This is a genomic window from Prescottella sp. D32 (genome assembly GCF_037287305.1).
Lineage (GTDB): Bacteria > Actinomycetota > Actinomycetes > Mycobacteriales > Mycobacteriaceae > Prescottella > Prescottella equi.
Map to the genome: position 1 here is coordinate 86,173 of NZ_JARBSW010000005.1, position 23,424 is coordinate 109,596.

The following is a 23,424-nucleotide window of genomic DNA, read 5'->3' on the forward strand; positions in this document are numbered from 1 at the left end:
TCAGCCGCGCAGGTACTCCAACTGCACGCGCACCGACTGCTCGGCCGCCGGCCACAACGTCTCGTCCACGTCGGTGTAGACGTGCTCGACCACCGCGCGGACGTCGGCATCGGCGCCGAGCGCGTCGAGGGCACCGCGGACCTGGGCGAGACGTTCCTCCCGGTGGGCGAGGTAGTACTTCGCGACCGCTTCGAGGTCGGGCAGTTCCGGGCCGTGCCCGGGCAGGACGGTGCGCCCCGGCCCGAGGTCGATGAGCGTCTGCATCGACGCCAGGTAGTCGCGCAGGTTGCCGTCCGATGCGTCGAGAACCGTGGTGCCGCGGCCGAGGATGGTGTCGGCGGTGAGCACCGATCTCTCCCCCTCGATCACGAACGACACCGAGTCGGCGGTGTGCCCCGGTGTACGCAGCACCCGCAGGGTGAGCCCGGCGGCCTCGATCAGTTCGTCGTGGTCGAGACCGCCGCCACCGCCGCGCCGGAACTCCTCGTGCACGGCACGCACCGGCGCACCGGTCAGTTCGAAGAACCGGTCGATGCCACCGGTGTGGTCGTGATGACGATGCGAGATCAGCGTCAGCACAACGGTCCCGACGCCGGCGACCCGCGCCAGGTGGTCGGGGTCGTCGTCACCGGGGTCGACCACGATGCACTCGTCGCCCCCCGGGGCCCGCAGGATCCAGGTGTTGGTGCCGTCGAGCGAGTACATGCTCGGATTCTGCTCGAGCATGACGGCGGCGACGGGCGTGACCTGGCGCAGCTGGGCGTACGCGGGGTGCTGGAGCGTCATGGGCGCGCCTTTCGTGACGGACCGACAGCGGACCCGGAGAATCCGGGCACTCGAAACCGACATCACTGTACGACTCCGGACCGCTGCCGGTCGCGCCACCCGACACCTGGTGCGGCGCAGGTGCACTCACATATGGGTGCCGCCGTCGATCCGGATCTCGGTGCCGGTGACGAACTTGCCGTCGTCGGAGGCCAGCATCGCGATCACGCCGGCCACGTCCTCCGGCGGCGCGAAGCCCTCGCCGATCCACGGGTACAGCTTGCCGATCAGGCTCGGATCGACACCCTCGGGGAAGCCCGGGTCGCTCGTCATGCCGGACGCGATGCTGCCGGGCTCGACGGCGACGGCGCGCAGACCCTGCTTGGCGTACTCGAGCGCGATCGCGTGCGTGAAGGAGCGGATGCCGCCCTTGGTGGCGGCGTACGCGGCCATGTACGGGTGCGCGAAGTGCGCGGACGTGGAGCTGAAGTTCACCACGACGCCCTTGCCCGACTCGAGCAGCGCGGGCAGCGCCTCGCGGGTGACCAGGAAGGTGCCGGTGAGGTTGACCCCGACGACCTTGTTCCAGAAGTCGAGGGTGGTCTCGTGCGTGTGCGACGAACGCAGGATGCCGGCGGCGTTGATCAGGACGTCGAGTCCGCCGAGCGTCTCGACGGCACCGCCGATGTTCTCCCGCACCGAGTCCTCGTTCGAGATGTCCACGACGGTGGTGGTCAACCGGTCGGCGGTGCCGGCTGCGGCGGCGCGCTCACGCGTCACCTCGAGCCCGGCCTCCGACACGTCGGCGCCGACGACGGTGCCACCTTCCTCGAGGATGCGGGCGACGGTGGCCTGACCGATGCCGGACCCGGCGCCGGTGACGAGTACGCGGCGGCCTTCGAATCGCTTCATTTTCTCTCCTGTTCGCTTACAGTGTGTGGTGCAGCCCACTGGCACAGTAGGCCTTCATGGCACGTCGTGTCACGCAATTGTCCCGAACAGAACCGGTAGTCTGCGATTCGATACGAGCGGAGGACCCGATATGCCCGGCCTGCAGCCCGTGACGTCGTTGACCGAGCGACGCAAGGCGGCGACACAACTCGAGATCTCGCGCCGTGCGGGCGAACTGTTCTCCACACGAGGCGCATCGGCGGTGACCGCGGAAGAGATCGCGGCCGCGGCCGGTATCGGACTGCGCACGTTCTACCGCTACTTCCGCACCAAGGAAGAGGCCGTCGCACCCCTGCTCGCGGGCGGCGTGACCGGCTGGATCGCCTACCTCACCGAGGACTCGGACCCTACTGCCGGGTCGTCGGTGCGCGACGCGATCGAGAGCGCGACCCGACGCGCCCTCACCCCGGCCGACGACGTGGCCGAGGAGATGCTGCACTGGACCCGCGGGCTCCTGCGGACCGTGCACGACGAACCGGGACTGCACGCGGTGTGGCTTCGGGTGCAACACGATTCGGAGGAGGGGTTGGTCGGCGCCCTCGCGACGCGGATGGACCCGGACGCGGACCCCATGGTCGTCCGACTCACCGCCGCGGCCGTGAACGCCGCGATGCGCATCGCGGTCGAGACGTGGGCGGCAACCGACGCACCCACCACCGGACCGGGCGGTCCCGCGGATCTCGCCGAGCGGTGCATGCGCACACTGCTGGACCATCCGGCACTGGCCATCGAAAACAACTGAGCCGCATCCCCTTTCCAGGGATGCGGCTCAGTCGGCGTGGGGCGCGCTCAGCGCACCTCGGCGATGATCTCCACCTCGACGGGCGAGCCGAGCGGCAGTTCCGCCACACCGACGGCCGAGCGGGCGTGGATGCCGGCGTCGCCGAAGACCTCACCGAGGAATTCCGAGGCACCGTTGATCACCGCGGGCTGGCCGGTGAACCCCTCGGCCGAGGCGACGAAGCCGACGACCTTGACGATCCGCACGATCGAGTCGAGTCCCACGAGCGCGTCGATCGCAGCGAGCGCGTTGAGCGCACACGTACGCGCGGCGTTCTTGGCATCGGCGTCGGACACGCCCCCGCCGAGCTTGCCGGTGAGCGGCAGCTTGCCGTCCACGAACGGCAGTTGGCCGGAGGTGTAGACGTGATCTCCGGAACGGACCGCAGGCACGTAGGCCGCGACCGGGGCCGCGACGGGCGGCAGTTCGATGCCCAGCTCGGCCAGTCGCGCGGTCCAGGACTGTGCAGTGTCGGTCACCCGGGTCAGCCCTTCGGACGCTTGAGGTACGCGACGTGCTGCTCGCCCGTCGGGCCGGGCAGGACGGTGACCAGCTCCCAGCCGTCTCCACCCCACTGATCGAGGATCGCCTTCGTCGCGTGCGTCAGCAGCGGCACGGTCGCATACTCCCAGGTAGTCAATTCGCTCATGACGCTGAGCCTATCCCCCGCACATTCCTGCCCTCCGACTTATAGGCTCGTCCCCGTGGCAGCACCGACAGACACAGCCGCGCAGGAGCGGCCCGACGCCGAGGGGCAGGCCTGGCCGCCCGTCGCCGACGCGGCGCGCCTGCATTTCGTCTCCGGTAAGGGCGGGACCGGGAAGTCCACCGTGGCCGCGGCACTGGCGCTCGCGCTGGCCGCCGGGGGCCGACGCGTCCTCCTGGTCGAGGTCGAGGGTCGGCAGGGCATCGCGCAGCTGTTCGACGTGCCCCCGCTGCCGCCGCAGGAGACGAAGATCGCGACCGCCGAGGGCGGCGGCGAGGTGTTCGCGCTCGCGGTGGATCTCGAGACCGCGTTCCTCGAATACCTCGACATGTTCTACAACCTGGGCTTCGCGGGCCGCGCGATGAAGAAGATCGGCGCCGTCGAGTTCGCCACGACGCTCGCGCCGGGCCTGCGCGACGTGCTGCTCACCGGCAAGATCAAGGAGTGCGTAGTTCGCACCGACAAGGCCGGCCGCCCGGTCTACGACGCCGTCGTAGTCGATGCGCCCCCCACCGGCCGGATCGGCAAGTTCCTCGACGTCACCCGCGCGATGTCGGAGCTGGCGAAGGGCGGGCCGATCCACTCGCAGAGCCAGGGTGTGGTGCGGCTGTTGCACTCGGAGCAGACCGTCGTGCACCTGGTGACGCTGCTCGAGGCGCTGCCCGTGCAGGAAACCGCGGATGCGGTGACCGAACTGCGCGCCGCCGACCTCCATCTCGGGACGGTGATCGTCAACCGCAACGACAGCCGGTTCCTGCCGCGGGAGGCACAGGCCGACGCCGCCAAGGGACGGATCGACGCCGACGCGGTCCGATCCGGGCTCGCGACCGCCGGGATCGAGCTGTCCGACGACGACTTCGCGGGTCTGTTGACCGAGACCATCGAGCACGCGGCCACCCTGGCCGCGCAGGACGAGAGCGCAGATCGACTCGACGAGGTGAAGGTGGCCCGCATGCATCTGCCGGCACTGGTGGACGGCGTCGACCTCGGGGGGCTCTACGAGCTGGCCGAGCGGCTGACCGAGCAGGGCGTGCGATGAACCCGCCGCGGAAGGCACCGGCCCTCGATCTGTCCACGGTTCTGACGGACCCGAAGACCCGGATCGTCGTGTGCTGCGGCGCGGGCGGTGTGGGCAAGACGACCACCGCCGCGTCGATGGCTCTGCGGGCGGCCGAGCAGGGTCGACGCGTCGCGGTGCTGACGATCGATCCGGCTCGCCGGCTCGCTCAGGCACTCGGGGTCCAGGACCTCGACAACGAGCCCCAGCTGGTACAGCTCGCCCCCGGCTCCACCGGGGAACTGCACGCGATGATGCTGAACATGCGGCGCACGTTCGACGAGATGGTGCTCGAGCACTCGTCACCCGAGAAGGCGCAGCAGATCCTGGCCAACCCCTTCTACCAGACGGGCCCGGGATTGATCGGACCGCATCCGGCGTACTGGATGTCGGGACCGAAGTAGCTGAAGACCGTGCGTGCGACGAGCGGTCCGTCCGCGGTCGGGCGCTCGATCTCGAGGCCGATGTAGCCGTTTTGCCAGTTCTGGAAACCGAAATGCTGGCCGACGGAGAGGGTTTGCCCCGGACCGGTCACGCCGATCTCGTCGATGGTAACCGGGAAGGCGAACCTGAAGATCCCGCGTTCGCCGCCGTTCGTCGCGAGCCAGTCGATCTGGACGAGCTCACCCGGAACCACCGCGGCCGACGCGGTCGCCGGTGTGGCCACCGCGACGGCAGCGGCCATACCGAACGCCACTACGAGCGAACGTCCTGTCCTCGAACCGATCCACCCCATGCCGATCTCCTCCCCGTGGAGGGCTTGGCAGCCCTCCATCATGAAGTCGATCTTGCACGGGGATTCGGTCGTTACGGACAGAAACGATCGAAAGACGATCCGTCGGCGCTACAGGCGGTCCTTGACGGCCTTGGAGATCCGGGATCCGTCGGCCTTGCCGGCGGCGAGGGCGGTGGCGGCCTTCATGACCTGGCCCATCTGCCGCATGCCGGGGCGCTCCCCGATCTCCTCGGCGATCTGCGCGATCGCGGTGTCCGCGACGTCGGCCAGTTCCGCGTCGGTGAGCGGTGTCGGCAGGTACTCGTCGATGACCTGGGCCTCGGCCCGCTCGTTGGCGGCGAGTTCGCCGCGTCCGGCCTCGGTGTAGACCTCGGCCGCCTCGCCCCGCTTCTTCGATTCCTTGGCCAGCACCTTGATGACCTCGTCGTCGGTGAGTTCGCGGGCCTCCTTACCGGACGTCTCCTCGGTCTGGATCGCGGCCATGATCATGCGCAGCGTGGACAACCGCAGCTGATCCTTGGCCTTCATCGCGGCGGTGAGGTCGGCGCGGAGCGTGGACTTGAGGGTGGGTGCGGTATCGGCCATGCGCCGAACGGTACGCGCCCGACGCGGTGTCCTGCACCTTCATTGCGGACACCCGTATTCTGAAATGGTGTCTGATCTGTCTCGCCGCTTCCCCGCCCGCAGCACCCTGAACCGGTCCGCGCTGGCCACCGCGGGCGCCGCCGCTCTGGGCGTCGGTTACGCCTCGCTCATCGAGCGCAACGCCTTCGCCCTGCGCGAGGCGACGATGCCCGTCCTGGCACCGGGATCAGCGACGCTGCGGGTGCTGCACATCAGCGATCTGCACATGATGCCGAACCAGAAGCTCAAGCAGAACTGGCTGCGTGAGCTGGACCGGCTGGATCCGGACCTGGTCGTCAACACCGGCGACAACCTGTCGCACATGAAGTCCGTTCCGGCGGTCGTGCAGTCGATGGGCGGACTGTTGGCCCGCCCCGGTCTGTTCGTCTTCGGCAGCAACGACTACTTCGCGCCCAAGCCGAAGAACCCGATGAAGTACTTCAAGAAGGAGCACCGCCGCGTGCTCGGCGCGCCGCTGCCCTGGGCGGATCTGCGGGCGGCGTTCACCGAGCGCGGTTGGCTCGACGTCACGCACGTGCACCGCGAACTCGAGGTCGCCGGCGTGCGGATCGACGCGGCCGGCGTCGACGACCCGCACCTGAAGCGTGATCGCTACGACACGATTGCCGGTCCGCCCAACCCGCTGGCGCAGCTCAAGCTGGGGATCACGCACTCCCCCGAGCCGCGGGTCCTCGATCGCTTCGCGGACGACGGTTACGACCTGATCCTGGCCGGCCACACACACGGCGGCCAGCTGTGCCTGCCGTTCTACGGCGCCCTGGTGACCAACTGCCAGCTGGACCGCTCGCGTGTGAAGGGGCCGTCACGGTGGGGAGCGCACACGCGCCTGCACGTGTCCGCCGGCGTCGGCACGTCGCCGTACGCACCGGCGCGGTTCTGCTGCCGCCCGGAGGCGACCCTGCTCACGCTCGTCCCCGCGCCGCGTGAGGAGACCGCGACCGGTCGCGGTTCCGCCGCCGTCGAAAGTGCCGTTTTGCGTCGCTGACCAGCCGATTTAACCCCCGGTGAAACAGTGTTGTAAGCTATCCGAGGTTCAACACCGGGGTGTGGCGCAGCTTGGTAGCGCGCTTCGTTCGGGACGAAGAGGTCGTGGGTTCAAATCCCGCCACCCCGACCAGTGAAGAACAGAAAGACCCCGTCCGGCTCGTGCGGACGGGGTCTTTTCTCGTCAGTTCTCCTCTGCCGCGAGTCGGCACAGCTCGAGGAAGCTCCGCAGCGCGACGTTGGGGTTGTCGCGCCGATATGCGATGCCGACGTCCAGATACTTGGGCGGTCCGGCCACCGTGCACAGGTGCACGCCGCAGACCCGGAAGGCGGCGGCCCGCCCGGCCGGCATCGGCGCGATGCCGACCCCCGCCGCGACCGCGTGCAGCACCTGCTCGTCGTCGGCCTCGTTGCGCACCACGCGGGGTCCGGTCCCGGACCAGAACTGCTCGACGATGGCGTCGTACATTCCGGGACCGTTGACGCGGGGCCAGAACACCACCGGCTGCTCGGCCAGTTGCTCGGGCGCCACCCACGACTGCCGCGCGAACTCGTGCGACGCCGGCACCGCGAGCAGCAACTCCTCCCGATCGATCACCCGCACCACCAGGTCGTGTGCGCCATCGACCGGGGGACGCACGACCGCGACGTCGACCACGCCCTCCGACGCGAGTTCGAGGTTGCGCGCGGTGAACCCCCGGTGCTCGTCGATCGCCACGTCCGGATAGCGGGCCCGGAACTCACGGATGGCGCTCGCGATCGAGCCGCCCGCCCACGACCGGGTGTGGGCGATCCGCAGTTCTCCCGAGTCCCGCGCGGCCGCGCGGATCCGTGCCACCGCCCGGTCGGCGGCCACGATCAGGTACCGCGCCTCCTGCACAGCCACCCGACCGGCTTCCGTGAGGCCGATCCGCGGTCCGCGCCGATCGATGAGGGTCACCCCGATCTCGCGTTCGAGAACCTTGATCTGCTGGCTGAGGGCCGACTGCGCGACGTTGAGGTCGGCGGCCGCGCGGGTGAAGTTCATGTGGTTCGCAACCGACACCAGATATCGGGCCCTGTGGAGGTTCACCCGGTGACTATAAGAAAAAACGATCACACGTTCGCAAATGCGACTTGGACGTGTCGCCGGGGCCCGGGGGAAGCTGACCTCCTCTCCCCCACCCGTTCGTCTGTCACGACGGACTTTCACTACTTCGAGGAGTGAAATGCCCCAGGACACCCCCGTCACCGCGCCGGTGACCGCGCCGACTCCGCAGGCTCCTCCGCGGCCACGCACCCCCCTTCCGGCCTCCGTGCTGGCCGCCGTGGGACTCGCCCTGTCCGTGGCGGCGGGCATCGTCGTCGACGGCCCCACCCAGTGGGGACTGCTCCCCATCGGCCTGTACGCACTGCTCGCGCTCCTCGGCATGGACATCATGGTCGCGACCGTGGTCGCGATCGCCTCCGCGCTGCTGATCCTGATGCCGGCGCCGGCTGCGGCCGCGAACATCCTCGGCGAGTCGGTGGGCGACCAGATCACGATGATCGGACTGATCATCGTGCTGGGCGCAGGCCTGGCCGAGGTGCTGCGCGCGACGGGTGTGGCGGGTCAGATCGTGCGGGCCGTGATGCGTGTGGCGGGCGACCGCAGCCGCGCCGCAGTCACTTTCGGGATGATGATCTCCTGTCTGATCCTGGTTGCGGCCCTCGGCACGCTCGCCGGAGCGCTCGCCATCGCCGCGCCGCTGCTGCTGCCCATCGCCGCCCGGATGGGCTTCACGCGCAGCGCGACCGCATCGACACTGTTCATCGGCGGGTGCGCCGGCCTGGCCCTGGCCCCGTTCGCCGGCTCGAACATCGCCATCATGGACGCCGCCGAGGTCGGCTACCTCCAGTACGTCCTCTACGGCGCCGGGCCGCTGGCGGTGCTGTCCCTCGTCCTCGGTCTGGTCGTGGTGCCGTGGATGCAGCGCCGGACCGAGCGCGACGGTGACGACTTCTACAGCGACGACATGTTCACCGACGACGGCTCGTCCGAGGCGGCCCACTCCGTCCGCGCCACCGCGGTCTTCGCCGTGGCACTCCTGGCGAGCGTCGTCTATGCCACGGTCACGTCCGCGGGCACGGCCTTCCCGTTGCTGGCGCTTCCGGTGCTCGCGATGGTCACCGGTGTCGCCGGCGGATTGACGCCCACCGAGATCGCCGAGCACATCTATCGGGGTGCCGCCACGCTCGTCAACATCTTCCTGATGTTCTGGTTGCTGGCCGTGTTGTTCAACGCGGTGAACCTGATCGACCCGTTCACCGTGGTCATCGAGTCCTACGGAGCGAGCCTGCAGGACATGGGCCCGTTCCCGTTCGCGGTGGCGATCTCGCTGTTGGGCTGGGTCGGAGTGCCCGGCGCCACCGCCGCCCAGGTGGTGTTGCTCGACAAGTTGTTCGGCGACATCGCGACGAGCGTCGGTGTCGGTGCGAGTACCTGGGTGATCGTGCTGCTGTTCGCGTCCAAGGCCGACACGTACGGCCCCTTCCCCAACGCCAACCAGTTCGGCGCACTGGGCCTCGCACAGTCGACGAGTCTGCGGAACATGCTGATCACCGGCTGGTGCCTGCTCGTGCCCGCGACCGTGATGTACGCCGTGATCATGTTCGTCGAAACCCGTTAGGAGACAGCACTCGTGGACTACGACATCACCGTCACGGGCGGACTGGTCGTCGACGGAACGGGTACGCCCGCGCGGCGCGCCGACGTCGCGATCACCGCGGGGCGAATCGCGGCGATCGGCGAGGGGCCGTTCACCGCTCGCACAACCATCGATGCGTCCGGGGCCGTGATCGCCCCCGGATTCGTCGACCTCCACTCGCACGCCGATTTCACGCTTCCGGCCCATCCGGCCGCGGAAACCCAACTGGCACAGGGTGTGACGACGCTGATCGCGGGCAACTGCGGGCACTCCCCGTTCCCGCTCCCGGATCCCACGCAGACCGAGCTCGCCACCGTCTTCACCGAGACCCCCCTCCCCTGCGACTGGACCGACGCGCGCGGATTCGGCACGGCCCTCGAGGCCACCCGCCCGGCCGTCAACGTCGGGCTGCAGCTCGGGCACAACGCGCTCCGCAGCAGTGTCGTCGGCGCCGAGAACCGGCCGCCGACGGCATCCGAGCTGGACGAGATGTGCCGGATCGTCCGGGACTCGGCCGGCGCGCCGGGTGTGGTGGGGTTCTCGACGGGCCTGATCTACATGCCGGGACTGTTCGCCGGCACCGATGAGCTCCGGGCCCTGGTCGCCGCGGCCGCCTCATCCGGACTGCTGTATTCGACGCACATGCGCGACGAGACGTCCGGGATGGTCGCAGCGGTCGAGGAGGCGATCGGTGTCGCGGAGGCCGCGGGCGCCCGCCTCCAGATCTCCCATCTGAAGGCGATGGGACCCGAGAACTGGGGTGCCGTCGACCGTGCACTCGAACTGATCGACGCCGCCCGGGCGCGTGGTGTGGACGTGACCGCGGACGTGTACCCGTACACCGCTTCGAGTACGGACCTCTCGTCGCGACTGGCCCGGTGGGCGGTCGACGGCGGACGCGAGGCGCTCCTGGCTCGGCTCGCCGATCCCGTGCAGCGCACCCGGATCGCCGACGAGCTGCGTGCCCGATTCGGGCGCGACATCGATCCGGACGGTGTGGTGATCGCGGACCTCTCGGCGGGTGAGTTCGATACCTGCATCGGCATGTCGATCTCGCAGATCGGTGCGGAGCGGGGCACAAACGCCGCGGAGGCCGCACTCGACGTGCTTGCCGCCCATCAGGGTTCGGTCGCGATCGTCAACCACGCCATGGACGAGAACGATGTCCGAACCGTGCTGGCACACCCCTGGGTCGCCGTCGCCAGCGACGGGTGGGTGCTCACCCCCACCGGCGCGGGCCGCCCGCACCCACGGAGTTTCGGCACGTTCCCCCGCGTGCTGGGCCGCTACGTGCGCGAGCAGGGCACGCTCCGCCTCGAGGAGGCGATCCGGAAGATGACATCCCTGCCGGCGTCCCGCATCGGACTCGACGATCGCGGGGTCCTGGCAGTGGGTGCGGCAGCCGACGTCGTCGTCTTCGACCCGAGCACCGTCGACGACGCCTCGACGTTCGACGATCCCTGGCAACTCGCGCGCGGCGTGCGGACCGTGCTGGTCAACGGCACGCCCGCCGTCCTCGACGGCAAGGTCACCGGCGCGCGGGCCGGCCGCCTCGTCAGCCGAAGCAAGTAGGAGGAAAGACAGTGCAGACCTTGGAACTCGTGGACGCGCTGGCGACCGTCGTCGGCCGGGCCCACGTGCTCACCGACCCCGACGTCGTCGCCGGGTACGTGATCGACTGGACCGGACACTGGGTCGGCCGGACCCGTGCCGTGGTGCGTCCCGCCGACACCGAGCAGGTGGCCGCCGTGCTGAGGGTGTGCCACCGCGCCGGTGTCGCGGTGGTACCGCAGGGCGGCAACACCGGACTGGTCGGGGGTTCCGTGCCGATGGAGGGCGAAGTGGTGCTCAGCACCGCGCGCCTCACCCGGATCGAACAGGTCGACCCGGTGGGTCTGACGATCGCCGCCGGGGCCGGGGTCACGGTCGCCAGGGCCCAGCAGGCCGCCCGCGAGATCGGCCTGGATCTGGGTATCGACCTCGCATCCCGCGACACGGCAACCCTGGGCGGCATCGTCTCCACGAATGCCGGCGGAATCCGAATGATCAAGAACGGCAACACCCGTCACCAGTTGCTCGGAATCGAAGCAGTCCTGGCGGACGGCCGGATCCTGACTCGGTGGAAGGAACTGACCAAGGACAACGTCGGGTACGACCTGCCGGGACTGCTCGCCGGGGCGGAAGGGACGCTGGCGGTGATCACCCGGGTTCTCATGCGGTTGGTCGTCCCCTCCCGGGAGACGCAGGTGGCTCTCGTCGGTGTCGACGACGTCGGCGCGGCACTCGAGGTGACGGCGGCGGTCCGGCGGGCGGGTCTGACGCTCGAGGCTGCCGAACTCATGACGCGGGCCGGCGTCGACCTGGTCCGCAGCCACTGCGGACTCCGGGCTCCCCTCGACGCCGATGCACCCTTCTACCTGCTGGTCGAGGTGTCGGGTCAGGATTCGGCGCAGGACGTGCTGTTCGGTGTCCTGCAGGAATCCGCGGATTCCGTCCTCGATGCGGTGGTGGAGGAGGGTCCCGCGCACCGGCTCTGGCGGTACCGCGAAGGGCACACGGAGTCGGTCGGTGCCGAATCGACGACGCCCCCACTGAAGCTGGATCTCTCCACGCCTCTGCGGGAGATCGAATCGTTCCTGACGGCGCTGGGCGAGGATCTCGCCGACGCGGCCCCGTCCGTGCGCGCCATCTGCTTCGGTCATCTCGGCGACGGCAACATCCACGTCAACCTCCTGGACGTGGCGGTGGACCAGCGCGAGGCGATCACCGACCTGGTGCTCAGGCGCGTCACCCGACACAACGGCAGCATCAGCGCCGAGCACGGCGTCGGACGCGCGAAGGCGCTGTGGATCGGTCTCGGTCGCACCGAGGTCGACCTCGACGTCATGCGGTCGATCCGGGCAGCGTTGGACCCTGCGCACCTGCTCAATCCCCACATCCTGCCGGCCGGTAGGGCGTAACCCTTTCCACACCGAAGGAGTTCAGAGAACCATGACCAACAGCGCAACGACCGGTACGTGGACCGAACGGCTGCACGCACTCGGCACCGAACTACCTCCGGTCGCCGTGCCCGCGGCCGCGTACCTGCCCGCTGTGCGCACGGGTGATCTCGTCTACACGTCGGGCCAACTCCCCCTCGTCGACGGAACGTGCACCTGCACCGGAAAGGTCGGCGGAACGGTGTCGGTCGCGGACGCGTCTGCGGCGGCCCGCCTGTGCGCTCTCAACGCTCTGGCCGCGGTCGACGATCTGGTCGGCATCGACAACGTCGTGCGGGCCGTCAAGGTGGTCGGCTTCGTGGCGTCCGCGGAGGGCTTCACCCAGCAGCCGGTGGTGATCAACGGCGCCTCGGACTTCCTCGTCGAGGTGTTCGGGGAAGCCGGGCGACATGCCCGGTCGGCGATCGGACTGGCCGAACTCCCCCGCGGGTCGGCGGTCGAGGTGGAATTCGTATTCGAGGTCCGGTGACACCCGAGACGAAGATCACCGAGCCCGCAGGCTAGCCTGGCCTAATGTTCGTTCGATCCTCTCTGCGCAAGCGGACCTCGGTTCGTATCGCGATGGTCGCTTTCGCGACCGTGTTCGCCGCCACCGCGTGCGGCTCCTCCGACACCGCCGCCGACGGCCCGGCCGGCAACACCGAGGTCGCGACCGGCGGCCGCCTGTTCGCGACCGCCGACACCGCGACCGCGGAGTTGGGCAGCGACGCGCAGCCCGGTCAGTTCCCGCGCACCGTCAAGCACGCGCTGGGCGAGACCGTCATCGAGAAGAAGCCCGAGCGCGTCGTCGTGCTCGACGGCGGCGAACTCGACGACGTCCTCTCGCTCGGCATCACGCCGGTCGGGATCGCGAACCCCGAGGGCCTCGCCGGGCAGCCGTCGTATCTCGCGGACAAGCTGGCGGGCGTCCCCGACGTGGGCACCACCAACAACCTCAACCTCGAGGCCATCGTCGCGCTGCAACCGGATCTGATCCTCGGCAGCAAGCTGCGCGCCGACAAGACGTACCCGCGGTTGGCGGAGATCGCTCCGACGGTGTTCAGCATCCGGCCCGGCTTCCCGTGGAAGGAGAACTTCCTACTGGTCGCCGACGCGGTCGGTGAGGAGACGAAGGCCGAGTCGGTGCTCAACGACTACCAGGCCCGCGCAACCGAGGTTCGCGACAGCATCCAGGGCGATCCGTCGATTTCGCTGGTGCGCTTCATGTCCGGCAAGACCCGCCTGTACGGCAACCTGTCGTTCATCGGCGTGATCCTGCAGGACGTCGGACTGCGCCGCCCCGACATCCAGAACATCGAGGAACTGGCCGTCGAGGTCAGCCCCGAGACCATCACGCAGGCCGACGGCGACTGGATCTTCTACTCCACCTACGGCAAGCCCGACACCACCGCCGAGGCGCAGGTGCTCGGCGGTCCGCTGTGGGCCGGCATGAGCGCGGTGAAGAACGGCAAGGCCGTCCCGGTGTCCGACGAGACGTGGTTCCTCGCGCTCGGCCCCACCGGCGCGATGATCGTGCTCGATGATCTGCAGAACCTGTTGGGCAGCAAGCAGTAACCGTTCCATTCACGACGAGGCCCGGCACCGATTTCGGTGCCGGGCCTCGTCGTTGCACATCCTCGGCTCTCCACTAACTGGCCGCATCCTCTTCCAGGAACCGGTCGAGTGCGCGGAGGAACAGCTCCGGTTCGTCCAGCTGCGGAAAGTGACCTGCTCGGGGGAAGATCTCGACGCGGCTCCCGGGGACGACGCGACGGAGGTTGTCGGCGTGCGCGGCGGGAATCATCCGGTCCTTGCCACCCCACACCAGAAGCGATGGAAGCGACTCGAATCTCGCGAAGTGCTGCTTGGCGCTGACCGTCTGCCCGCGCAGTCCCACGACCGCGCGGGTGGACGCGAGGAAGGCGTCCCTCGTCGGCTTGTCGGACACCGTCTTGAACGTTCGCCACGTTTCGGCGGCACTGCGACTCGGCTGCGCCGGAAATCCGAACCGGCCCAGGTGTCTGCCCAGCTGGTCGAGCACGCCCTCGGTGTTGCGCCGCACCCAGTCGGACGCCAGGACCGGCAGCACCAGCTCGCTCCCGGGCAGGGTGGCGGCCTTGAGCAGCAGGCTCACTTCCGTTCCGAGTCCGCCACTGCCCACCAGACACAGGCGATCGACCCGTTCGGGAAACAAGTACGTCAGCTGCATCACGATTCCGCCACCGAGCGAATGGCCGACGAACGACGCCGAGGAGATTCCGAGATGTTCCACCAGGTCCCGGAGGGTGGCCGCGTGGGAACTCAACGAATAGTCACCGGCCGGTTTGTCGGATGCCCCGTGACCGAAGAGGTCCGGTGCCACCACCCGGTACTTCCGGGACAGCTGGCTGATCTGCGGGCCCCACGACTCGTGCGAACCGAGCAGACCGTGTACCAGCACCACCGGAGGCCCGGAACCGACGTCGACGAATCGCAGTACGTCACCGTGCAGGACTACGGACTCGAGCTCGCCAGGCGGCATTGTGCCCTCCATCTCGTCGTTCGACCGGCCCGTCATTCCGCCGCCTGCTGTGCCCGCGCATAGGCGAGCTGGAGGAAGTCCGCACCCGCCAGCGCCGCCAGCGCGTCCGTGACCACTCCGGTGGCCGCCGGGGCGAACACCCGCCCGGCGGTGAGCCCGGAGATCGCCCACACGTCCATGCAGAACGGGCAGGTGAGCAGTTCCCCGATGCTCGACCGCAGCCCCTTCCCGGCGGGCACGTCGGCGACCTCGCCGGGACCGCCGCCGTCCACAGGCTCGGCGAACGGCGCGCGCAACGGCCGCGTCACCGAACTCTTGGTCACGGTGCGCGAGAGCTTCTGTGCGGCCGCGGCAGCCACCACCAGATCCCGCATTCGCATCCGGCCCCGCAGCGGGCGCTTCGTCACGGTGGCCACCCCGACGGTCGCGGCGACCGAGAGCCCGTACAGCGCCAACGTCGAGAGGTGCCCCGCGTGCGACGCGTTGTCTTCGACCATGGACCGACGCATACCCCCCGATCGCGACGACGAACCATGCGACAGGCACGGTTCACCGACCGAGGAACGGGTAAGCGACGCGGTATGACAGCTCCACCGAACGTCCCGCCCACCAGACTCGGACTGGCCAAGCCCACGGCCTCTTCAACACCGTGGGCGGGCTGTGGCCGCTGGTGCATCGGCGCTCGGATCCTCTCCACCTGCGACGTGTGGGGCGCCGGCTCAGGGCGCGACGAAACAGAGGGGGCCCAGTGGAAGCGCGGGATTGACCATGACCTTCTCCACCGGCCCACCCGCCGACGTCTGGTACGCCATGAGCGCGTGTTCGCCGGGCGCCGTCGGGGTCCAGAGCATGAAGGCGTGGTCGAAGATCACCGGGTTCTGCCAGTAGGGCGAGATGTGATCCCACGCAAACTCCTGGAGCGGGAAGGACGAGGCCCGGTTGTAGTCGACTATCCCGACGCCCTCGTCACTCGGCGTCCCGACTGAGTCCGACGTCTCGGCGACGATGAGGTACGTGCACCCGGCGCCGAACGGGGTCGCCGCTCCGACGCTCAGGCCGGGCAGGACCTCGAGATCGGTGACATCCGCCGCGGCCGAGGGGGCACCCCAGACCGCGGCGGCGAGCACGAGGGCCGGCAGCGAGACCATCCGGGCAATTCGGGAAGGTTCCATACCCCTTGGTCTACTACGGCCACGCCGCCGCTGCAGCCGAATAAGCCGCCGAACTACGGCAGCAACCGATCGTGGAAGCTGTTCGCGAAGACACGATGCGGATCGTGCGCATTGAGCGACGCACGGGCAGCTGCGAAATTGCCCGACGCCGGGATGCCCGTCGTGTACGCGGCCGGAAGGGTCTGGCCGAGCCACTCGTCGTCACGGTAGCCGCCCTGATCGGTGAAGCCCCAGCCCTTGGCCCACTCGGACCGGAACGTCGCGTAGTCGCCCGAATAGTGCTGCGCCATCCAGCGTTCCATCTCGCGGAAGTACTCGGCCGCCCCCGGTGTGCCGGGCAGGGTCACGACGTTCATCCAGATGCAGGTGTCCCACTCGGGATGATCGGGACGCGGGCGCACGGCCGAGAGGTTCGGCGGGCCGGCCGACTCGACCAGCACCTCGGCATCGTCGTCGACCTTGCACATCCGCACCTCGAAGGGCCCGTTGATCGGGTACTTCCCCTGCGCCGCGAGCTCCGACATCCGGCTGTTGTGCCAGGTCGTGAACTCGTTGACGACCCGTTGGATGTTCGCGCGCTCGGTGACGACCACACCGCCACCGGCGGTGACCCGCATCGTGGTGTGCCGCAGATAGAACAGCACGTCCTTGGACCAACCCCACAGGTCGTCGGTGTCGGTGAGTGCGAGCCCGGCCTGCACCGCCGCGAGCTGTCCCACTCCGAATGCCGGTGTCGCGGCCTGGATCCCGCCCGCGACCTGGCCCAGCAGGTCGGTGAGCGGTTCGGGGAGGTTGTCGGTGAAGAAGTAGTTGTAGGGGCCGAAGACCTCTCGTGACTCCGGCGGCTTCACCGGCGTCGGCGACCAGATCTTGAGCCACGGCTTGTCGGTGAACGGGAACCAGATGGCCTCGACGCGGCCCGACTCCTCGGCGAACCGCTCGTACGTCCGGCCCGGTGATCCTTTGGGCGCGAACATCTCCTGCCACGGGATGTCCATGATGCTCTGGCAGCGCAGGCGGGTGTTGGCGCCGGCCTGCAGGGTGACCGAGGTGACGAAGCTGCGGCCCAGATGCGTGAGCAGTGCCGTGATCTCCGGATCGGCACGGGTGAAGTCGCGCAACACGTAGCGGTCGGCGGCGGCGTCCCACACCACCGCGGTCATCGCGGTGACGAGGTTCGACAGCGACCCGAACGACTGGCCTGGCGTGACCGTCTCCCCGGCCGCCGGATAGGTGGCGCCGTGCGCGCCGATCGCGAGGACACCGGCGATCGAGAGATCGCCGATCGCCGGCGAGTTCGCCCACCCCAGGCCGTGTCCCTGCAGCGCGGTGAGGATCGCCTCGAGGCTTGCGCCCCCACCGGCCGTCACGGTCGCCGGAGTGCCGTTCGGGTTCACGCTCACCCCGTTCAGGTGGGTCATCGTGTCGACGAGCAACGTCTTCTCGACGTTCTCTCCGGGCACGACGGTGAGCGGGCTCCACCCGTGCATGGTGCCCTTGGCGCGGACCCGGTAGCCGTTGTCTCTGGCCCAGTTCGCGATCCGCACGACGTCGTCGGGGGTGCGGGCGGTGGCGGTCCACACCGCGTCGAAGCGGATGTCCTTGGCCCAGTTCACGTAGCCCTGCTGGGCCAGTGGGATGTCCTGCGGGAAGGCGGGCGGGACCGGAAGGTTGGACACCGGCCCGCCGGCGGAACCGAGGGATCCGGCCGGCGGCAACGCGAACGCCGGGGTCCATCCGATCCCGGCCAGCGCCGCGGCGCCCGCCGCGACACCGGCGGCCCGGCCGAGAAATCCCCTGCGGGACACCTCGTTACGCGGCTTGCTCCCTACGCTCTCGCTCCGCCCAGCTTCCACAGGTTCGACTCCGCTCGTCTCGTCGGGGAGGCGGCCACACCGGCTCGCCGCGCACTCTGGGAGTCAAACTAGAACAAGTTCGATTTCAATGCCAGTGGTTCCGTAATTCTCGTCGACTCGGTGAGACCTGGTCGTTGACGGCGTCACACACGCTCACTACTGTCCGCAGAAAGTGAAACCTGATTCCAGGGAGAAGCAGTGACGGCTGAGCGCACGTTCGTCGAGGCCGGAGGCGTGCTGTGCTGACGCCCTTCGACGACTACCCCATCCACCAGACCCCGCTGCCGGTCGCGCACGCGGGCGACGGGCACCCCAACCACTACGACCGCTACTGGTTCAACGGCTACGCCGAGGACGTCTACTTCGCGGTCGGACTCGGGGTCTACCCCAACCGCGGCATCATCGACGCGTCGTTCAGCGTCGTCCACAACGGGGTGCAGCGCTCGGTATTCGCCTCCGGACTCGCTCCCTTGGACCGCACCGAGACCAAGATCGGGCCGATCAGCATCGAGGTCGTCGAGCCACTGCGCGTGAACCGCGTCAGGGTGGACGCCGAGGAGTTCGGCCTGGTCGCCGACCTCACCTACCGGGCCCGCACGTCGGCCCACGAAGAGCCTCGGCAGACAATGTATTCCGGTTCGTCATTGATGATGGACGTCACCCGCCTCACTCAACTCGGTACCTGGAGCGGCACGCTGCGCAGCGGTGACGAGGACATCTCCCTGGACCGTCCGGTCTCCGGAACCAAGGACCGCTCGTGGGGCATCCGACCGGTCGGCCAGCCCGCACCGGCGGCACCGCAGGCCCGCAAGCACCAGGTGTTCTTCCTCTACGCTCCGCTGCACTTCGAGGACCAGTGCCTGCACTACATGGTGTTCGAGGACGAACGCGGTTCCCGCTGGGCGGAGACGTCGGTGGTGCTGCCGGTGATCGGCGACGACGGTCCGGTCGTCGGCGCGAACCTGCCCGTCACGCACGTGCAGGTCGAGCACGAGATCCGTTGGGCACCCGGCCTTCGACGTTCCGAGGGGGCGACGCTGCAGGTGCGCGGCGGCGACGGGGACGCCGGTCGAATCGAGCTCGAGCCGCTGCTCACCTTCCGACAGCGGGGTGTGGGCTATTCCCACCCGACCTGGGGCCACGGCAACTGGCACGGCGACTTCGCTGTAGGCGGGGAGGAGTTCGCGGTCGAGGACCTCGACAACACGGCCCCGGAGAACATCCACGTCCAGCAGGTCGTGCGGGTGCAGTGGGGCGACCGGCAGGGCCTGGGCGTCCTCGAACAGCTCGCCATCGGCCCCCACGCACCGAGCGGGTTCGAGGGCTACTTCGACGGCGCGCGGGCGTAAGCCCGGACAGCCGATCGCCGGAAGCCACCCTCCGGGGTGGCTACTCGGACGCCTGCACCGAGTTGCGCAGCGCGTCGGTGATCGCCTCCGGCGCACCGTCGACGGACCACAACGCGAGACCGACGGCGACGAGCGTCAACGCCGGCCCGAGGAAGGCTCGTTCGAACCCGCCGCCGGCGCGGATCGCGAGGAACGACGGCAACCGCAACTCCCACCACCGGCGTCCGCCGAGCGGCACGAACGGCGCCAGGAACGGCACGCCCTCCTTGGTGATCATGTCGCCGAGGCAGTGCGTCGCGCATCCGAGCGCGACGGCGACACCGAGGCCCGTCGACCCCACCTGGTCGGGAAACCACTGCCAGGTGAGGACCGACAGGAACGCGGAGACCGCGGTGACGATCAGCCACCCCTTGTCCCGCGCCCAGCTCCCGAACAGCCCTCGCAGCGCGAGTCCCAACGTGAAGAAGAGCGTGACGATGATGGCGGGGCGGCCGAACTGCCCGACCAGCGCCGAGATTCCGGCCCCGAGGCCGATCGCGAACAGCGCGGTGTGGGTGAAGGTGCGGTGCCCGCCGCGCCGGTTCGCGTCCTTGCGGCCCTTCGTCACCCGGTACACGCCGAGCGAGAGTGTGTCGATCCCCGCGGCGAGGGCCTTCGAGATCGGCCCGAACGAGCGTGCGACGGTGGACTGGGTGGTGTCGAGGTCCGGCAGCAGCGCGGCACCCGCGCACACGCCCGCGAATGCGAACGTCTCGGCGGTGGAGGTGGGCCCGCCCCAGTCCGTCGGAAGCAGATCCGCGACGGCGAGACCGACCGCGGCACCGGACATTGCATGGGTTGCACCCATCACCATCTGGGACAGCACCTTTCGAGCACGAACAACACACCATCTATGACTGAGGGGCCCGACGCGGCAGCCTCGGACCCCTCTCAGCAGACGCTAGCAACGCCCACCGACACGCCGCTCGAACCGCCTGCTCAGGCCGGGATACTCACCTAGATTGACGCCATGACGAGCACCTCCGCGCCGCCGGCGACACGGCTGAGCCCTGCGACCATCCGCGGCTACGCACTGGGATCGGTCGGTACCGGCGGCTTCTCGACGCTGCCCGGGCTGGTCCTCGCGTACTACCTCACCGACACGCTCGGCGTGGCGGCCGCGGTCGCCACGTTCGTGGTGTTCGCGCCCAAGGCGCTCGACGTGGTGCTCAATCCGGCGATCGGCACGCTGAGCGATTCGTGGGCCCGCCGGACGGGCAGTCGGCAATTGTTCCTGCGGGTCGGCGCCGCGCTGCTCCCGGTCTTCTTCGCGCTCACCTTCGCGGTGCCCGACGGTGTCGACGCGACGGTGGGCGCGGTGTGGGTGGGCGTGGCGTTCATCGCGTCCGCAGTGGCCTTCAGTCTCTTCCAGGTTCCCTACATCGCGATGCCCGCCGAACTCACCGACGACTATCACGAGCGGGCGCGCTTGATGGCGTGGCGGGTCGCCGTGCTGGGCATCGCGATCCTGCTGTTCGGCGCGGGCGGACCGGAGCTTCGGGAACTCGGCGGCGGGGGACGCTGGGGGTACCTCGTGATGGGTGTCGTCGCGGGCGCGCTCCTGGGACTGGGCATGTTCGCGGCGTCGAGGATCGCTCCCCGCCAGGCTCCCGCGGAGGTCACGACCGGAGAGGAGGCGTCGTTCGCGGCGTCGCTGCGGGTCGTCCGGTCGAGCCGCCCGTTCCGGATGTTGGTGACCGCGTCCGCTCTGCAGGCCTTCGCGACGGGCACGATGCTGGCCTCCGCGCAGTACGCGGCGACCTACGTGCTCGGCAACGAGCGCTCGGTGTCGTTCCTGTTCGCCGCCTTGGTCGGCCCGGCGGTGGCGGTGATGCCGTTGTGGTCGTGGCTCGTCCGGTCCTGGGGCAAACGCCGCGCCTACCTGCTGGCGTCGAGTCTGTTCCTCGCGGCCGGGGTGGCGCTGCTCGGTCTGCTCGTCGGTGTCGGGTGGTGGGTGTACGCGGTGGTGGCGGTGGCCGGCGTCGGATACGCGGGCATGCAGATGCTCGGCATGTCGATGCTGCCGGACGTCATCAGCGATCACGAACGCCGGGAAGGCGGCACCGTGCGCGCGGGCGCATTCAGCGGCGTGTGGACGGCCGTGGAGACGATCGGCCTCGCACTCGGTCCCGCACTGGTGCTGGTGATCCTCGCCGTCACCGGATTCGTCTCGTCCACCGACGACACGCAGGTGACCCAGTCGCAGACCGCGATCGACGGCATAGTCCTGGCCATCTCGGCCGCCCCGGCCGTGCTCACCGCGCTCAGCATCGTCGCGCTGCTGCGCTACCGACTCGAGGCCGAGACGGCCCACGCACAGAACGGAAACCACTGATGCAGTTGCGGAACGAGCCCGCCGAGATCCTGGCCCGGCTGGACGCGCTGCGCGCCTCCGACGCCCCGACGTCGGGTGGGCGCCTCCTGTCGTACGTGTACGACCCGGGCGTCGCCGAACTGACCGATCTCGCGGGCGCGGCCGCCCTGCGGGCGCAGTCGCTCAACGGACTGGATCCCACCACGTTTCCGTCGATCGCGGTGATGGAGCGGGACCTCGTCGCACTCGGCCGGGACGTACTCGCGGGCGGCGATCCCGACGTGGTCGGCAGCGTCACCAGCGGCGGTACCGAAAGCTGCATGCTCGCAGTGAAGTCGGCGCGCGACGTGTGGCGGGCCCGCACCGGCGCAGAGCACCGGCCGACGCTGCTGGTCGGCGCCACCGCGCACGCCGCGTTCCACAAGGCGGCGCACCACCTCGATCTGAAACTGCACGTGCTGCCGGTCGATCCGGTGACCGCGCGGGTGCGCCCCGACGACGTCGCGGCCGCCCTGTCGCCCGACGTCGCCCTGGTGGTCGTGAGCGCGCCGTCGTACGCGCACGGCGCCCTGGATCCGATCGCGCCGATCGCCGAGATGTGTTCCGCCCAAGACGTCGCTCTGCACGTCGACGCCTGCATCGGCGGTTGGGTGCTGCCCTGGTGGCCCGGCCTGGAGGACCGCCGCTGGGATCTCACGGTGCCGGGGGTGTCGAGCCTGTCGGTGGATCTGCACAAGTACGGGTACGCGCCGAAGGGTGTGTCGCTGTTGCTGTTCCGCGACCGTGAGCGGCACCGCGCGCACTGGTTCGCGACCACCCGCTGGCCCGGCTACGCGGTAGTCAATCCCACACTGCTGGGCTCGCGCAGCGCGATGCCGGCCGCGGCAGCATGGGCCGTCGCGCAAGCCCTGGGCGAGTGCGGGTTCCGGGAACTGGTCGCCCCGATGGCCCGCGCCACGCAGCGCCTGCGGGAGGCGATCGACGACCTCGAGGGTCTGCGCGTCGTCGGTGAGCCGGTGGGCCCCCTGCTCTCGGTGGCGACCGACGAGACGGCACCACCCGAGCGGCGCGTCGATCCACACCGCTGGTCCGACGCCGCGGCCGACGACGGATGGGCGCTGCAGCCGCAGCCGCGCCACACCCAGTCCGACGGCACCGTACTGCCACGCACGACGCACCTGACGATCACACCGGTCACCGAGGCGGTAATCGACGATCTGATCACCTCCCTCGCCAAGGCCGCCGATCGTGTCCGAGGCGTCGCCGGGGCGAGCGCCCCGGAAGAGTTCGTCGCGGCGGCCGCGCACATCGATCCGGCCGAGCTGACCAGCGAGATCAGTGCGGGCGTCCTCGCGCTGGCCGGGCTCGATCCGAGGGCGGGGCTCGACGGCCCGAAGGCGGACATCCTCGCGCTCGTCGAGGAGCTTCCGCCCGCGGTCGCCGAGCGCTTCCTGATCGAGTTCCTCGCCCGGTTCCTCGAGCCCTGACGAGCCGGACGCGACGAGGTCGAGCGCCCGGACCGACGTCGCAGACCCGACGTGGACGGCGCATGATGGAGTCAGGCGTCGAGTTCTCGGGAGGCGATCATGGACACCCTGCTCCTGTGGTTGGCAGCGACACTCATCTACTGGTGGGGGCTGCTGCCCTAGCCGGACGGCCCCGCTCAGTCGGGGGCTTCGTCGCCGGTGTCGATGGGCGCGCGCCGGTGCCTGTCGGTGGCGCTGCCCTCGACTCCGCGCTCGTCGCGTTCCTCCTCCACCTTCTTCTCCATGTCGTCGACCAGATGCTCCAGATGCTCACCGGGCTGACCGGACTGACCGGCGGTTGCTCGGCCGGACTGCTCGTCGTGTTCGTCGGACGTCGCCATCTCCGCACTTCCTTCCCGCTCGACGGATGGTCTGCTC

General features: G+C 69.5%; 24 protein-coding genes, 1 tRNA gene and 1 pseudogene. 13 read left to right on the forward strand and 13 right to left on the reverse strand.

Going from position 1 to position 23,424, the window contains the following annotated elements; translation table 11 throughout:
- Both PSS76_RS19610 and PSS76_RS19615 read right to left on the reverse strand, forming a co-directional pair.
- Complete coding sequence (locus PSS76_RS19610) at window positions 1-786, reverse strand: MBL fold metallo-hydrolase (RefSeq protein WP_337456553.1); 786 nt, start codon at window positions 784-786, stop codon at window positions 1-3.
- Window positions 787-912: 126 nt separating this feature from the next.
- On the reverse strand, window positions 913-1,677 hold the full coding sequence (locus PSS76_RS19615; protein ID WP_064058280.1) for an SDR family NAD(P)-dependent oxidoreductase: 765 nt from the start codon (window positions 1,675-1,677) through the stop codon (window positions 913-915).
- Window positions 1,678-1,807: 130 nt separating this feature from the next.
- On the opposite strand from PSS76_RS19615, the gene PSS76_RS19620 reads away from it, so the two are divergent.
- Window positions 1,808-2,458 carry a TetR family transcriptional regulator gene (locus tag PSS76_RS19620; RefSeq protein ID WP_337456554.1) on the forward strand — a complete coding sequence of 217 codons (651 nt, stop codon included), beginning with the start codon at window positions 1,808-1,810 and terminating at the stop codon, window positions 2,456-2,458.
- Window positions 2,459-2,505: 47 nt separating this feature from the next.
- On the opposite strand, the gene PSS76_RS19625 is transcribed toward PSS76_RS19620, so the two are convergent.
- Together PSS76_RS19625 and sp36 are read right to left on the reverse strand one after the other, a co-directional pair.
- Entirely contained in the window at window positions 2,506-2,976 is a 471-nt protein-coding gene (locus PSS76_RS19625; RefSeq protein ID WP_084848725.1) for a RidA family protein, read from the reverse strand.
- Between the two features lie 5 nt (window positions 2,977-2,981).
- Entirely contained in the window at window positions 2,982-3,146 is a 165-nt protein-coding gene (gene sp36, locus PSS76_RS19630) for a Sp36 family protein (RefSeq protein WP_005515911.1), read from the reverse strand.
- Between the two features lie 55 nt (window positions 3,147-3,201).
- Between sp36 and bagA the strand changes: the two genes are divergently transcribed.
- Both bagA and PSS76_RS19640 read left to right on the forward strand, forming a co-directional pair.
- Complete coding sequence (gene bagA / locus PSS76_RS19635) at window positions 3,202-4,242, forward strand: ATPase BagA (protein WP_005515912.1); 1,041 nt, start codon at window positions 3,202-3,204, stop codon at window positions 4,240-4,242.
- Window positions 4,239-4,610, forward strand: a pseudogene (locus tag PSS76_RS19640) (ArsA family ATPase); the annotation flags it as partial. The gene bagA and the pseudogene PSS76_RS19640, both read left to right, overlap by 4 nt.
- On the opposite strand, the gene PSS76_RS19645 reads toward PSS76_RS19640, so the two are convergent.
- Together PSS76_RS19645 and PSS76_RS19650 are read right to left on the reverse strand one after the other, a co-directional pair.
- Window positions 4,601-4,945: a hypothetical protein gene (locus PSS76_RS19645; RefSeq protein ID WP_337456555.1), complete on the reverse strand. Its 345-nt coding sequence runs from the start codon at window positions 4,943-4,945 to the stop codon at window positions 4,601-4,603. The pseudogene PSS76_RS19640 and the gene PSS76_RS19645 overlap by 10 nt on opposite strands.
- A 159-nt stretch (window positions 4,946-5,104) precedes the next feature.
- Entirely contained in the window at window positions 5,105-5,581 is a 477-nt protein-coding gene (locus PSS76_RS19650; RefSeq protein ID WP_005515923.1) for a GatB/YqeY domain-containing protein, read from the reverse strand.
- Window positions 5,582-5,645: 64 nt separating this feature from the next.
- Here PSS76_RS19650 and PSS76_RS19655 point away from each other — a divergent pair, with 64 nt between their 5' ends.
- Window positions 5,646-6,626 carry a metallophosphoesterase gene (locus PSS76_RS19655; protein ID WP_337456556.1) on the forward strand — a complete coding sequence of 327 codons (981 nt, stop codon included), beginning with the start codon at window positions 5,646-5,648 and terminating at the stop codon, window positions 6,624-6,626.
- A gap of 55 nt (window positions 6,627-6,681) precedes the next feature.
- Window positions 6,682-6,758: transfer RNA gene (locus PSS76_RS19660), tRNA-Pro, on the forward strand.
- Window positions 6,759-6,809: 51 nt separating this feature from the next.
- On the opposite strand, the gene PSS76_RS19665 is transcribed toward PSS76_RS19660, so the two are convergent.
- Window positions 6,810-7,697 carry a LysR family transcriptional regulator gene (locus PSS76_RS19665; RefSeq protein ID WP_013414724.1) on the reverse strand — a complete coding sequence of 296 codons (888 nt, stop codon included), beginning with the start codon at window positions 7,695-7,697 and terminating at the stop codon, window positions 6,810-6,812.
- Between the two features lie 136 nt (window positions 7,698-7,833).
- Here PSS76_RS19665 and PSS76_RS19670 point away from each other — a divergent pair, with 136 nt between their 5' ends.
- Genes PSS76_RS19670 through PSS76_RS19690 form a run of 5 tightly spaced genes read left to right on the forward strand, consistent with a single transcriptional unit; the run spans window position 7,834 to window position 13,844 of the window.
- Window positions 7,834-9,273, forward strand: a complete 1,440-nt coding sequence (locus tag PSS76_RS19670; protein WP_013414723.1) for a Na+/H+ antiporter NhaC family protein — start codon at window positions 7,834-7,836, stop codon at window positions 9,271-9,273.
- 12 nt (window positions 9,274-9,285) lie between these two features.
- Complete coding sequence (locus tag PSS76_RS19675; RefSeq protein ID WP_106850905.1) at window positions 9,286-10,863, forward strand: N-acyl-D-amino-acid deacylase family protein; 1,578 nt, start codon at window positions 9,286-9,288, stop codon at window positions 10,861-10,863.
- Between the two features lie 11 nt (window positions 10,864-10,874).
- Window positions 10,875-12,251: an FAD-binding oxidoreductase gene (locus tag PSS76_RS19680; protein WP_337456557.1), complete on the forward strand. Its 1,377-nt coding sequence runs from the start codon at window positions 10,875-10,877 to the stop codon at window positions 12,249-12,251.
- A 31-nt stretch (window positions 12,252-12,282) separates the two neighbouring features.
- Window positions 12,283-12,759, forward strand: a complete 477-nt coding sequence (locus PSS76_RS19685) for a RidA family protein (RefSeq protein WP_013414720.1) — start codon at window positions 12,283-12,285, stop codon at window positions 12,757-12,759.
- A gap of 44 nt (window positions 12,760-12,803) precedes the next feature.
- Window positions 12,804-13,844, forward strand: coding sequence for an ABC transporter substrate-binding protein (locus tag PSS76_RS19690; RefSeq protein WP_005515932.1), 1,041 nt, complete (start codon window positions 12,804-12,806; stop codon window positions 13,842-13,844).
- A 73-nt stretch (window positions 13,845-13,917) separates the two neighbouring features.
- Here the strand turns inward: PSS76_RS19690 and PSS76_RS19695 are convergent, their stop codons facing one another.
- The 4 genes from PSS76_RS19695 to PSS76_RS19710 all read right to left on the reverse strand — a co-directional run bounded on the left by PSS76_RS19695 (window position 13,918) and on the right by PSS76_RS19710 (window position 17,770).
- A complete protein-coding gene (locus PSS76_RS19695) occupies window positions 13,918-14,790 on the reverse strand; it encodes an alpha/beta fold hydrolase (RefSeq protein ID WP_069854805.1) in 873 nt (290 codons plus the stop codon).
- A gap of 32 nt (window positions 14,791-14,822) precedes the next feature.
- Window positions 14,823-15,287, reverse strand: a complete 465-nt coding sequence (locus tag PSS76_RS19700; RefSeq protein ID WP_337456558.1) for a DUF1360 domain-containing protein — start codon at window positions 15,285-15,287, stop codon at window positions 14,823-14,825.
- Between the two features lie 222 nt (window positions 15,288-15,509).
- Window positions 15,510-15,962: a hypothetical protein gene (locus tag PSS76_RS19705; RefSeq protein WP_337456559.1), complete on the reverse strand. Its 453-nt coding sequence runs from the start codon at window positions 15,960-15,962 to the stop codon at window positions 15,510-15,512.
- Window positions 15,963-16,015: 53 nt separating this feature from the next.
- A complete protein-coding gene (locus tag PSS76_RS19710; protein ID WP_337456560.1) occupies window positions 16,016-17,770 on the reverse strand; it encodes a cholesterol oxidase substrate-binding domain-containing protein in 1,755 nt (584 codons plus the stop codon).
- Window positions 17,771-18,057: 287 nt separating this feature from the next.
- On the opposite strand from PSS76_RS19710, the gene PSS76_RS19715 reads away from it, so the two are divergent.
- Entirely contained in the window at window positions 18,058-19,167 is a 1,110-nt protein-coding gene (locus tag PSS76_RS19715; protein WP_337456561.1) for an Rv3169 family protein, read from the forward strand.
- Window positions 19,168-19,207: 40 nt separating this feature from the next.
- Here PSS76_RS19715 and PSS76_RS19720 read toward each other — a convergent pair whose 3' ends face one another.
- On the reverse strand, window positions 19,208-20,020 hold the full coding sequence (locus tag PSS76_RS19720; RefSeq protein ID WP_005515941.1) for a metal-dependent hydrolase: 813 nt from the start codon (window positions 20,018-20,020) through the stop codon (window positions 19,208-19,210).
- A gap of 156 nt (window positions 20,021-20,176) precedes the next feature.
- On the opposite strand from PSS76_RS19720, the gene PSS76_RS19725 reads away from it, so the two are divergent.
- Entirely contained in the window at window positions 20,177-21,541 is a 1,365-nt protein-coding gene (locus tag PSS76_RS19725) for an MFS transporter (protein WP_013414713.1), read from the forward strand.
- The gene (locus tag PSS76_RS19730) at window positions 21,541-23,007 is read left to right on the forward strand and encodes a pyridoxal phosphate-dependent decarboxylase family protein (RefSeq protein WP_337456562.1); all 1,467 of its coding nucleotides are present in this window, start codon (window positions 21,541-21,543) and stop codon (window positions 23,005-23,007) included. Before PSS76_RS19725 ends, PSS76_RS19730 begins: the two co-directional genes overlap by 1 nt.
- Before the next feature lie 176 nt (window positions 23,008-23,183).
- Here PSS76_RS19730 and PSS76_RS19735 read toward each other — a convergent pair whose 3' ends face one another.
- Window positions 23,184-23,387: a hypothetical protein gene (locus tag PSS76_RS19735; RefSeq protein WP_005515944.1), complete on the reverse strand. Its 204-nt coding sequence runs from the start codon at window positions 23,385-23,387 to the stop codon at window positions 23,184-23,186.
- Window positions 23,388-23,424 lie beyond the last annotated feature (37 nt).